Origin of the sequence: Limosilactobacillus antri DSM 16041, from assembly GCF_000160835.1 — a bacterium.
GTDB classification, from domain to species: domain Bacteria; phylum Bacillota; class Bacilli; order Lactobacillales; family Lactobacillaceae; genus Limosilactobacillus; species Limosilactobacillus antri.
Genome location: NZ_GG700732.1, coordinates 267,422 through 278,997, shown reverse-complemented (window position 1 = coordinate 278,997; position 11,576 = coordinate 267,422). Strand labels below are relative to the sequence as shown.

Here is an 11,576-nt window from a genome sequence, read left to right as displayed (position 1 = left end):
AATCAGTTTCTAAAATAATTTCCGTCATCACCAGACTGCCCGTATGGCTGACCGAAGCGTGAACCCGGCCAGCAAACGGTGACCGAGTGACTACCGGCTTGCCGAGCTGGTTGTCGAGGATTTCAATGTCATGAAAGCCGACCGCTTTTCCAATCCCGGTTCCCCAGGCTTTCGCAAACGACTCTTTTAAAGACCACCGTCCCGCCAGATATTCCAACGCCCGCTGGCCGGTATAGCCGCGATATTGTTCATACTCACCCGTTGTTAACACCCGGTTCAAAAACTGCGGGTGCTGCTTCGCAAGTTCCCCTACCCGGCTAATTTCCGTCAGGTCAATGCCTAGTCCCTTAATCATTCAAATATCTCCTTTTCCTGCCTGCCACTGGCTAGTACAAAACATCTGATTAAATTTTAGCATGACGGCCGGGGGCCGGCCAAGGCCGATCGCGTTTGACATTCTTTGCTGAGTTGTTAAACTGGGAGAGCAATTATCGAGAATAAGGAGAAAGAATTAACTAACTAACATGAAAGATCAACGAATTAGCCGGGCATTGGCCATTATGGTTTTTGGCACCTTCTTTGGCCTGCTCTGTTCGACCCTGATGAACATCGCTTTGCCAACCTTCATGAAGGTCTTCAGTATCTCGGAGGGCCGTGTTCAGTGGGTTATGAACGGCTATATGCTGGTAAACGCGCTGATGATTCCGGTCAGCTCATACTTAATTAAACGCTTTTCGTTCCGGCGGCTGTTCATCATCTTCGCGGGCGTCTTCCTGCTGGGAACGGTCCTGGGGGCCCTGGCACGCAGCTTTAGCTTTATTGTGGTCGCCCGGATGATTCAGGCCATCGGTGCCGGAATGATGATGCCATTGGTCAACGTCCTGGCGATTCGCTATGCCGTACCGGGAAAGAAGGGCCGAATTATGGGGATCATCGGCCTGGCATTTAACTGCGCGCCCATCTTAGGGCCGGCCGTTTCCGGCTTTTTACTCAACTACTTCTCTTGGCGCTACCTCTTCATCCTGATTATTCCGTTCGCGCTTGCGACCCTCCTGCTGTCATTCTTCTTTCTACCCTACATTCCCCACAACGAAATGCCGCGCTTTAACCTGCCGGGATTAATTCTGGTAACCATTGGTTTGTGGTCGTTATTGATGGGCTTGTCCAACGTTTCAAGCTCCCCGCTCGCCAGCTTTAGCGTCGTCGGCTACCTGGTAATTGGGGTGGTCGCTCTGGTCTTCTTCGTTCTTAACCAGCGGCACAGCAGCCACCAGTTAATCAACTTCAAGATTTTTGCCCACCGGCAGTTCGTCCTGGCGACGGTAATTAATATGCTGATCACGGCCACGATGTACGGGAATTCAATCTTGATTCCCCTCCTGGTCCAGATTGTGCTGGGCCGGGGAACGGTGACCTCAGCAATCACCGTGCTGCCCGGCGCAATTTTAACCGGGCTGCTGTCGACAACCAGTGGCCGCTTCTATGACATTTACCCGATCAAGGTCCTGGTGGGGGCCGGACTGGTCATTGACATTATTGGGACCACTTTTCAGGCAGCCGTCGGGGCCCAGAGTACCATCCTGATGATTACAATTTTCCAAACCGTCCGCCAATTTGGCCTGGTTACCATGCTGATCCCCTTGCAAACGCAGGCCCTCTCCCTCTTGCCCAACGAAATTGTTCCCGACGCGGTCGCAACCTTTAATACGATGCGGCAGATTGCGGCTTCGTTTGGGACCGCCTTGATTGTCGCGGTGGTGGGCATCGTCAATAACCTGTTACACTGCCAATCCTCCCACCTGGGAATCCAAACGGGCTTTGTCTTCTGCCTACTCTTGCTGCTGGTATCCCTGGTGTTAAGTCAGCGGCTTTACCACAAGATTGTCCGCGCCCAGGCCGGCTAGCAAATTGTTATAACGGTTTACTACCGCACTATGGTATAATACCAACGGTAGATTTTCTGCTTACCCCGGGGTTTTAGAAGCAGCTTCCCCATTTTGTCCCCGTTCTTAACAAACAAAACGTGCACACTAAACTGCATTAATATGCTTGTAGAAGGGATTGGATCAACTGAAGATGAAGTATCGTTTGCAATGTATTGTGTTTGTACTGGTGGCCTTTATGCTCGGCTGCAACGAATTTATGGTGGTGGGGGTGCTTTCCAACATTGCTGAGAGCTACCATGCTTCCCTCTCGGCAGTGGGCCTGCTAGTCACGATGTACGCGTTGACCTACGCAATTTGTACCCCGGTTTTGACGACCGTCACGGGAAAGTATGACCGCTTTAAGGTCCTGATGACCCTGATGGTTGTGTTTTTCCTGGGCAACACACTGACGGCGGTGGCACCGAACCTGTTCCTACTGTTTGTTTCCCGGATAATCACCGCTGGGGTGGCGGGCGCCATTATTTCCCTGATTCTGGTCTACGTTAGTATCATCGCACCGATTGAGAAACGCTCGATGATGGTGGCAACGGTATTCGCCGGTTTCAGTACCGCGACGATTATCGGGGTTCCCCTGGGAACGACGATCAGCGCTGCCGCTTCCTGGCACATGAGCTTCGCGGTGATCAGCGTCCTCGCATTGGTGATTGGCGGCTGCCTCTTCGTGCTGGTACCCCGTCACACGCCGCAAACAAAGGGGTCGATTGGTCACCAGGTCAAGCTGCTCAAGGACCGCCGGATTATCCTCGGCATTATTGTGATGGTCACCCTAATGGCTGCGGAGTACACCTTTTATACCTTCATCCGGCCGATCATCACGGACGTCCTGCACTTTAGCACCACCGACTTGAACTGGCTCCTGGGCTTAGTCGGCATCATGTTCATCGTTGGGAATGCCTGTGCGGGGATTGTTTCCAGCCGCTACGGGATTCGCAAGCTGCCGCTGATTAGCGGGGCCTGCCTCCTGCTGCTCCTGCTAATGGGCCTGAGCTTTGCTAATTCGTGGACCGGGGTTGGGCTGTTGTGCTTAATCTGTCTGGTGCTGGGAATGCCGGGATCGATCCTCCAAGTAATGTTCTTAAACGTAGCTGATAAGGACTACCCGGCGGCGATGAACCTGGCTTCATCACTCAACCCGATCTGTACCAACGTCGGGGTAACGGTCGGCTCCTTCTTGGCCTCCCTGAGTGTCAACTTCATCGCAATTAGCCAGATCGGCTATGTTGGGGCCGTCTTGGCGGTCATCAGTACCATTGGGTCAGTGCTGCTGGTCCGGCATGATTAAACTAGCGGGAGGCTGGGAGAAAACTATGTTTTCTCACCAGCCTCTTGCTAGTTCTTAACTATTACAAAGATAACGTGGAAAACAACCACAAGGCTAGTGTCTAACTACGAACGCTAGCCGGCCCGTACCGTGCCAACTATCGTTCTAAGTTATCCATACGCCTTGTCGAGGAGGTTGTTTCCCACTCTCGCTTTTTTCAATGCTATACTTAGTCCCAGGAAGGTGTTAAAAAATGGATGAACAAAGGAATGTGAAACTAAATAATGGTATTTTGATGCCCCGGGTTGGCCTGGGGGTCTGGAAATCGACGAACGATGAGGCACGGCAGATGGTGTCGACCGCCCTGCAAAACGGCTACCGGCTGATCGATACCGCCAAGCAGTACGGCAACGAAGCTGGCGTGGGTGCCGGCTTGCGGGAAGGTTTAACCAAGACCCAGCTCAAGCGGACGGACCTTTTCCTGACCACCAAGATCTGGAACGGTGACCAGGGCAATTACGACCAGCTCCGCCAGAGTTTTAATGAGCAGTTAAGCAAACTCCAAACGGACTACGTGGACCTGCTTCTCCTCCACTGGCCAGTCTTTGATAAGTACCTGGAAAGCTGGCGGGCGTTAGAGACTATCTATCGGGATGGTCAGGCCAGGGCAATCGGGGTGTGCAACTTTAACGTTGACCACCTTACCGCCCTGCTTGACCACGCGGAAGTAACGCCGGCAGTTAACCAGATCGAGTTTAACCCCCGGATCCACCAGCCTGATACGGTGGCCCTCTGCCAGATGCAAAAGATCCAGCTGGAGGCCTGGTCGCCACTGGGCAATGGGCAAACCCTGAATGAGCCGGTGATTAAAGCGATCGCGGCCAAGCACCACAAGAGCGTCGCCCAGGTCGAATTACGCTGGGAGTTGCAGCAGGGCTTCGTCGTAATTCCAAAGTCCAGCCATGTTGAGCGGATGCGGGAAAACATGGCGGTGTTTGATTTTCAGTTGAATGCGGACGAGATGGAGGCCATCGCGGAATTAGACCAGGAGAAGCACTCCATCTGGTACGATAAATTCAAGTGGTCCGGCAATCCGGACGGTGTGGACGACTACATCGCTGATGGCAATGGCTTTTAAGCGGTTCTGCAACCAAACTAAAAACTCGCAGGCTCAAGATCGGGCTTGCGAGTTTTCATTTAACGATTACTTTTCCCACAGGAACTTGATCAGCGCTTGGTCAACCTGGTGGTTATTATTATGCAAACGGCTGTGCTGAGCGCTCTTGCCGTGCAGTTCAATTTCCCGGTAGGATTTGGTCCGGTCCCCGACCAAGTACTTAAGAGACTGGGCCGAGGTGACGGGAACGTCGCCGTCGGAATTGCTGCCGTCATCAAGGTTGCCATAGATGTTCAGGACAGCGGTGTTTTGTGGAAAATGCTGACGCAGGCCAAGCAAGTTTCGGTAACTCTTGTCCATGCTGCTGGGCCGGCCCGTCTGGCTGTCCACCGCTGCCTTGGCGGTCACTTCCCCGACTAAGCCATTGTAGTGGCCGGCAATGGCAACCGGGTGGGCAACCTGCGGCAACTGGCGGTTATTGTAATTATCGTTGATGTAGTTAATGATTTCCAAGTTCCCCATTGAGTGACCAACGAAGTTAACTTGCCGGTAGTGGTATTGCTTTTGCAGGGCAACCACGACGTTTTTTACATAGCCGCCGCCGTGACGGTAGCCGCTGGCATAATCGTTCTGGTAGTTGGCCAGCTTATTATCTTCGAGGTTTACCTCCACGATTGGATTGATCGCGTGCGCCGGAATGGTCCGGTTAAAGCTGACCTTGCCATTCTTATCGACATTCGCCCGGACAATTGTTCGTGTCACACCAGCGTTACGGGCCGCATTGGCCATCTTCTCTTCCGCGCGGGAACTGCTGCCCCAGCCATGAACGAAGATTGTGGGCGTCGGTGACTGGACGTAGTGGGTGACCGCATGGACGTTAGTAGTCAGCCCCCCGAGCCCCAACAGTGCTGCCGCTAGGGTGAAAATTAACTTTAAACTTTTGTGCATTTATTTCTCTCCAATTTCCTTAATTATTTTTGCTGGCACTCCGGCGACCACTGTATTGGCCGGAACATCTTTCGTCACGACCGCCCCTGCCGCCACAACCGCGTTCCTACCAACGGTGACGCCAGGGAGGATTGTTGAATTAGCCCCCAGCCAAGCATTTTCACCAATCAGTACCGGCTTCATCTCGACCTCGTGCCTTTTTTGCGGATCTAGCGGATGGTTTACCGAAATAATCGTTGCGTTCGGGCCAACCAAAACATGATCCGCTAACGTAATTCCGCCAAGGTCAGTGAACATGACACCGCTATTGATAAAGACGCCCTTTCCAATCCTTAAATTAGCACCGTAGTCACTACGAATTGGCAATCTGATTTCAACTGAATCGTCAATCTGCTGCCTAGTAATCTTGCCAATCACCTGCCGAATTTCTTCTTGTGGCGCTGCACTGCTGTTTAGTCGTTGGAGCAGGTCTTGCGTCTTTAAAGCGGTTTTAGTAATTTCCTTGATCTCTTCAAGACTTGCGTGTTCCATTAACATCCCTCGCCTTATTGATTTGTTATCTTCATCATAACTACGCACGGCAAGAATGTTAAAGACTTATATTTCATCACAAACCATAATTAAAAAGAATGATATAGCAATTGAACTAGGCCAAACTAAGGCTAGCTAGCCATGGATCGATTTGCCCCGCACGGTTTAATACGGCTCCCTGGTTAACCTTAGTATCGTAATTATTTTCCTTGATTGCCCGTTCAATAAAGCTTTGCGAACGATCGTAGTTAGTACCGCCGGAAGTGGCAAAAAGTGCTAAGTTCTTACCGTTGAGATCTAGCTTATCAATTAAATCAGCAATCATTCGGGGTGGAATCGCCCACCAGATCGGGTGACCAATCACGATATTATCGTATCCTGAAATATCTGGAAAATCCTCTTTAATAGCTACTCGACTGTTGTGATCGTGCTGCTCAATTGAGGTCCGGCTAGTTGAATCATGCCAATCGAGGTCTGCGGTGGTATATGGCTGAGCAGCATGAATTTCCGCAATATCGGCAGCTAGTTTTTGGGCAACCTGTTTGGCGATTTGTTTAGTTGTGTTGGTGGCAGAATAGTATAAAACAAGTGTCTTTGCCATCTCAATTCCTCCTTGGGTTATTAAGAATACGGCTAGTATAAGGCTTAAAGTATACTTTAAGTCAAGTATCGAAATTAATTCTCATTGTCGATCTTTGAAAGAACGGTCATCAGCGACATTGACTCTAAAACATTCTTTTCCGTCCCCTCTTTAACTGCCTGGTCATAATCGGCACACTTAAAATCCAAAATTTGTAAGTTCCTTTGCATCTCTGCCATTTTATTAAGGAGTCTTTGCCGAATTTAGTGAAATAACTGTTGGCGTTCAACGATTGAATCATCCCCCTGCGCAATCAGCCGCGTATAATCCTGAATTTCTTTAAGCGTTAAGCCGGTTTTCTTCAGGCATTCAATCACCCGAATTGTATCAAGATCCCGTTGGGTAAACTGCCGGATTCCGCGAGCGCTCTTTTGGAGGTACGGTAGGAATTCTAACCGATCATAGTAGCGAATAGTTGAACTTGGCAGGCCGGTAATTTTTGAAACCTCACCAATTGAGTAGACCTTTTCTGTTGCTGGCATGGGCGCCCTCCTTGACTTAAAGTTAACTTTAATTTTTGATTATTATATCGCGCCAGGTTTAAGTTTCAAACATTTACCGCCTTGCTTTTTGGACGGGGCTAATTTTAAAATAAACTCAAAAGACTTATCTTGGAGGATGCTTTATGATTCGTGCAATTGCTACCGATATTGACGGCACATTTCTTACGACTAACCGGACCTATGACCACCAGCTATTCAATACCGTTTTCCAGCTAATGCAACAGCGAAATGTTAAGTTCATCGTTGCCAGCGGTGACCAGTATTACTTCCTCCGGTCACTTTTCCCCGCCATCGCTAATCAGATTGCTTTTGTGGCGGAAAATGGCGTGTTAACGGTCGACCGGGGAGAAGAAATTGCTTGCGGTCAGTTAAACAGGAGTGTTGTCGCAGACATTATCGCCGATATTGATGCGCTTCCCGATACTTACTACGTTGTTTGTGGCCGCCAATTTGCCTATGTTAAAGAGACCATGCCTGAGAAATTCAAACAGGGGCTTCACCGTTTCTATACCCGTACCAAGGTCGTTAAAGACTTTTCGTTCCTCAATGACAAGATCTTTAAATTTGCCCTGGTCGTCCCACCAGCAAACATGCGGACCATTGCCCATGACATTAACACTAAATTTGCGGGCATTATCCGGGCAACCGCTAGCGGCAACGGCGCAATTGATTTAATCATTCCAGAAATGGATAAATCATACGGGCTAAAGAAGCTGCTTGACCGCTGGCAAATCTCTCCCGCCGACTTAGTGGCTTTTGGTGATGGCGAAAACGATTTAGAGATGTTTGACCTTGCCGGGACCAGTTATGCCATGGGAAACGCACCGGCTAACGTAAGAGCGGCAGCGAGCCAGACAATTGGAACTAATGATGAGCAAGCGGTCTTACACGAGCTGGAGAAGCTATTAGCTCCTGACCAGCAATAAGCAAGCGACCTGCTGCGCGGCGCGGTACAGGCAATCGCCGGAAGTATTTGAGAAATAACACGAGGCTGGGGGAAAATCATTTCCGCTCCAGCCTCATGCTTTAGCCAAATAATTCGTTCATCTGCACATCAGTAAGGGAAAACTGCTGCTGGACCTTAGTTTTAAGCCGGTTTTCCGACATCCCCGTTTGGCGCATCAATTTAATTGTGCCCCGGACGGCTTCCATTTTACCCTCTTCACGAACATCTTCGTCATGGAACATCATGTGGGTTTTATTATCCATGTAGTCATTCCTCCATTCCGTATTTTTACTCAGATTCTGAATGTAGTTCTTTAATTCGCCGACATACTCGTCATTGTCTACATCCTTATTATCCACGTAATCGAGGAAGTTACGCAAGTCTTTACCCACATCATTTTTGGTGCCCTTAGTATTTAGAAAAATGGCGGTCCGCCCATCAGCTAGTGCCAACGATTGATCCTGCCGGCAATAATTTGCAAAGTCATACCGGTGCAAGCCCAAGCCAAAGGGATCAAAGGGACAGATAAAAATTACGTAGAACTGGCGCAGGGTCGCGTACTGCTGCCCGTGCTTCAACATTTCACTATCAATTCGTCCCTGGTAGTAACGCACCCGTTGCGGTAAGCCGCGGGTGTGGCGGACCTGCATATCAATCTCGTAGACCACCCCATTCTGATCTTTGGTGTAAACGTCAAAGCGAACACCGTGACTGAATTGACCCTCCTGCACGGCCTTTTGAACCGTTGGAAATTCGATTCGGTCAATCTTTAGTTCAGGCAGAATCAGCTGGATCAACCGCTGACAAAGCCGCTTGTTGCTCATCACACTGCCAAAGACAAAGTCATCCTGGATACTAATCTTATTATCCATCTCATTCACCCCGCATTGATTCCTCTAACTAATAAATACGGAGAATTTGCTGATGGCTACTAAACAATATAAAAACAGCAGCCTTCAAAGTAAATCCTTCAAAAGCTGCTAATGTCGCTTTATGCTACGGTGTAAATCCGTACTTCGGGGTCTGCTGACCATGTTGGCTTCAGCCCGGGAAAGACGTGTTGAGTAAACATCTCACTGTTTAGGTATGCCTTGGCATGTTCAACGCTATCAAAGCCATGAAGAACTTGAACATCTTCGTTCCGAATTAAAAGATCCTTGGTTTCTGCACCGGGGATGGTTTTGAGGAACGGTTCACGGTAATCGGTATAAACCTTTGCTGCGGCTGCCCGATTCTTCTCCGGAATTACCATCGTTACTTGTAAATATGCTTTAACTGCCATTTTATTTCCTCCTCAAATCAATTAATTTACAATTTTGATAGTAGTCGTTTACAATCAAAATTAATACGAATTCAAAAACGATTAAGCTACTAAATAATTTTTGAGGAAGGTCAGGTATGTATCAACGTAAAATACCAAAAGAATACTATTGTACCGTGGACTATGGATTAGATATCTTTGGTGGCAAGTGGAAGCCGCGGATTCTCTGTATTCTTGGCCACGTTAATTCAATGCGCTACGGCGAACTAAAAGCACAAATGGAAAACATCTCAGACGCTGCTTTAGCTGATAGCCTGCACGAATTACAGCAAGCTGGAATTATTAACCGTCGACAATATAATGAAATGCCGATTCGGGTTGAATACTCATTGACGGCTGAAGGCAAAAGTTTAATTCCGGTACTCAATACAATTTCTAATTGGGCAATTAAGCATAGTGATGCGGGAATTTATACGGGAAAACATTTTGAGAAAGTGCATCGGGCAAAATTTGAGAATTAAAAATGACGGTACGGTTTTAATGCTGGATCGTCATTTTTTGCAATTTCAATTAATCATTAGCGTGCACATCGTATTGACTGAGCATTTCTTCAACGCCCGGTGCATCTGGATCGTGCATCCCTTTACCTTTATCTAAAGCCCGCATTTGATCCATTTCAGCGGAGTTCAACTCAAAGTCAAAGATTTCCATGTTACTCTTGATTCGTGCTTCATGAACGGACTTTGGAAAGACCGTTACCCCTTCTTGGTGTTCAAAGCGGAGAATAATTTGACCAGCGTCCTTACCATACTTTTCCGCCATTTTAGTAATGACTGGTTCCTTAAAGAGGTCAGCGTTACCTTGACCTAGTGGTGCCCAAGCTTCAAGAGCAACCCAATTTTTAGCCATGATTTTGCCGTAATTCTTTTTGTTGGAAGTATGGGTTAAATTCAACTTGGTTAACTGCTGGCATTACGTCAAAGCTCGGAACAAACTTATTCCAAATCTTTGGTGTCATATTGGAAACACCGATTGAACGAATCTTACCAGCCTTTTGTGCTTCTTCCAATGCTTTCCAGGCTTCATCGACCTTGCCGTATGGTTGGTGAATCAAGTACATATCCATGTAGTCCAAGCCAAGCTTCTTCAATGAAAGGTCAATGGCCTTCTTGGCATCTTCATAAGCGTAGTCTTGGAGCCAAAGCTTAGAAGTTACCCAGATTTGATCACGAGGAATACCACTATCCTTAATTGCCTTACCAACTTCTTGTTCATTAAAGTAGGCTGTTGCAGTATCAATATGCCGGTAGCCAGCAGCTAAAGCATTCTTAACTGCTTGGTAGGTTGTGCCATCAGCAGGGATTTGAAAAGTTCCGAAACCGAATGAAGGGATTTCATTACCGTCATTGAGTTTAAATGTTGGGATATTCACCATAATTAAGCTCCTCCTTATTTTTCACTATCTTGCACTTGCTTTAAGCTAGAACCAAAGATTTGTTCAATAGTAACTGGATCACGGTGATCAAAGAATTGACTTTCGTTCTTAGCGAGGCTAGCCATCTTCTTCATATCATCATCAGAAAGTTCAAAGTCAAAGACATCAATATTTTCGGCCATCCGGTTCTGGTGAACAGACTTAGGAATGACAGTGATTCCACGTTGTAAGAGCCAACGCAGGATTACTTGACCATTGCTCTTGCCATACTTTGCAGCAATTTCGGCAATGGTTTCGTTAGTAAAGATATTGTGTTTACCCTCCGCAAATGGTGCCCAGGCTTCAACGCGGACATCTTGCCCTTGTGCAAACTTTACTTCTGCATCTTGTTGGTACCAAGGATTAACTTCGATTTGGTTAACAGCTGGCTTAACTGGCATTGTCAGCATTAAGTCCTGTAACTGGTCAGCGTAGAAGTTGGAAAACCCGATTGCCCGAATCTTACCTTCTTTTTGTGCTTCTTCTAATGCTCGCCAAGCGCCCATCGTGTCACCGTATGGCTGGTGAAGCAGGTAAAGGTCCATGTAGTTTAACCCAAGCTTTTGCAGAGAAGTATCAATCCCCTTCTTAGCCCGTTCGTAGTTAAAATCAGAAACCCATAATTTAGAAGTAACAAAAATCTCGTCACGGTTAACTGAACTGTTCTTAATTGCCTTACCAACCGCTTCTTCATTTTGGTAAGCAGCCGCGGTATCAATTAAGCGGTAACCAGTTTCAATGGCATCCGTAACCGCTTGTTCGGCTTGAGATAAATCAGGAACTTGGAAAACCCCAAAACCAAGCGTCGGCATTTCGACACCGTTATTTAACTTTACTGTTGGGACATTATTTGCCATTAGATTAACTTCCCTTCGTTTTGTGATTGCCTATATCATAACTACATACTCCATCGTTGAAAATTACTTAAAGGTTATGCTAGCATACGTTT

At 47.8% G+C, this 11,576-nt stretch carries 13 protein-coding genes and 1 pseudogene; 5 read left to right on the top strand and 9 right to left on the bottom strand.

All coding sequences use genetic code 11. The features are described 5' to 3' along the window. On the bottom strand, positions 1 to 355 hold a 355-nt coding region (gene acpS / locus HMPREF0494_RS01370; protein ID WP_007123119.1), incomplete at its 3' end, for a holo-ACP synthase. A 169-nt stretch (positions 356 to 524) separates the two neighbouring features. Here acpS and HMPREF0494_RS01365 point away from each other — a divergent pair. The 3 genes from HMPREF0494_RS01365 (at position 525) to HMPREF0494_RS01355 (ending at position 4,345) form a co-directional block, all read left to right on the top strand. Beyond that, the gene (locus HMPREF0494_RS01365) at positions 525 to 1,904 is read left to right on the top strand and encodes a DHA2 family efflux MFS transporter permease subunit (RefSeq protein ID WP_007123118.1); all 1,380 of its coding nucleotides are present in this window, start codon (positions 525 to 527) and stop codon (positions 1,902 to 1,904) included. 172 nt (positions 1,905 to 2,076) lie between these two features. Further along, positions 2,077 to 3,228, top strand: coding sequence for an MFS transporter (locus tag HMPREF0494_RS01360; RefSeq protein WP_007123117.1), 1,152 nt, complete (start codon positions 2,077 to 2,079; stop codon positions 3,226 to 3,228). Positions 3,229 to 3,460: 232 nt separating this feature from the next. Next, positions 3,461 to 4,345 carry an aldo/keto reductase gene (locus HMPREF0494_RS01355; RefSeq protein ID WP_007123116.1) on the top strand — a complete coding sequence of 295 codons (885 nt, stop codon included), beginning with the start codon at positions 3,461 to 3,463 and terminating at the stop codon, positions 4,343 to 4,345. A gap of 66 nt (positions 4,346 to 4,411) precedes the next feature. Here the strand turns inward: HMPREF0494_RS01355 and HMPREF0494_RS01350 are convergent, their stop codons facing one another. The 4 genes from HMPREF0494_RS01350 to HMPREF0494_RS10725 all read right to left on the bottom strand — a co-directional run bounded on the left by HMPREF0494_RS01350 (position 4,412) and on the right by HMPREF0494_RS10725 (position 6,925). Further along, positions 4,412 to 5,272, bottom strand: a complete 861-nt coding sequence (locus tag HMPREF0494_RS01350) for an alpha/beta hydrolase (protein WP_007123115.1) — start codon at positions 5,270 to 5,272, stop codon at positions 4,412 to 4,414. Then, on the bottom strand, positions 5,273 to 5,803 hold the full coding sequence (locus tag HMPREF0494_RS01345) for a DapH/DapD/GlmU-related protein (RefSeq protein ID WP_148466441.1): 531 nt from the start codon (positions 5,801 to 5,803) through the stop codon (positions 5,273 to 5,275). A 115-nt stretch (positions 5,804 to 5,918) separates the two neighbouring features. After that, positions 5,919 to 6,404, bottom strand: a complete 486-nt coding sequence (locus HMPREF0494_RS01340) for a flavodoxin (RefSeq protein WP_007123113.1) — start codon at positions 6,402 to 6,404, stop codon at positions 5,919 to 5,921. A gap of 242 nt (positions 6,405 to 6,646) precedes the next feature. Next, complete coding sequence (locus HMPREF0494_RS10725) at positions 6,647 to 6,925, bottom strand: MerR family transcriptional regulator (RefSeq protein ID WP_007123111.1); 279 nt, start codon at positions 6,923 to 6,925, stop codon at positions 6,647 to 6,649. Positions 6,926 to 7,068: 143 nt separating this feature from the next. On the opposite strand from HMPREF0494_RS10725, the gene HMPREF0494_RS01330 reads away from it, so the two are divergent. After that, entirely contained in the window at positions 7,069 to 7,872 is an 804-nt protein-coding gene (locus tag HMPREF0494_RS01330) for a Cof-type HAD-IIB family hydrolase (protein ID WP_007123110.1), read from the top strand. Positions 7,873 to 7,972: 100 nt separating this feature from the next. On the opposite strand, the gene HMPREF0494_RS01325 is transcribed toward HMPREF0494_RS01330, so the two are convergent. Next, the gene (locus tag HMPREF0494_RS01325; RefSeq protein WP_007123109.1) at positions 7,973 to 8,764 is read right to left on the bottom strand and encodes an Rpn family recombination-promoting nuclease/putative transposase; all 792 of its coding nucleotides are present in this window, start codon (positions 8,762 to 8,764) and stop codon (positions 7,973 to 7,975) included. A 119-nt stretch (positions 8,765 to 8,883) separates the two neighbouring features. Then, complete coding sequence (locus HMPREF0494_RS01320; protein WP_007123108.1) at positions 8,884 to 9,174, bottom strand: hypothetical protein; 291 nt, start codon at positions 9,172 to 9,174, stop codon at positions 8,884 to 8,886. A gap of 116 nt (positions 9,175 to 9,290) precedes the next feature. On the opposite strand from HMPREF0494_RS01320, the gene HMPREF0494_RS01315 reads away from it, so the two are divergent. Next, positions 9,291 to 9,674 carry a winged helix-turn-helix transcriptional regulator gene (locus HMPREF0494_RS01315; RefSeq protein WP_007123107.1) on the top strand — a complete coding sequence of 128 codons (384 nt, stop codon included), beginning with the start codon at positions 9,291 to 9,293 and terminating at the stop codon, positions 9,672 to 9,674. 49 nt (positions 9,675 to 9,723) lie between these two features. Here HMPREF0494_RS01315 and HMPREF0494_RS01310 read toward each other — a convergent pair. Continuing rightward, a pseudogene (locus HMPREF0494_RS01310) lies at positions 9,724 to 10,588 on the bottom strand (aldo/keto reductase). Positions 10,589 to 10,602: 14 nt separating this feature from the next. Continuing rightward, on the bottom strand, positions 10,603 to 11,484 hold the full coding sequence (locus HMPREF0494_RS01305; protein ID WP_007123104.1) for an aldo/keto reductase: 882 nt from the start codon (positions 11,482 to 11,484) through the stop codon (positions 10,603 to 10,605). Positions 11,485 to 11,576 lie beyond the last annotated feature (92 nt).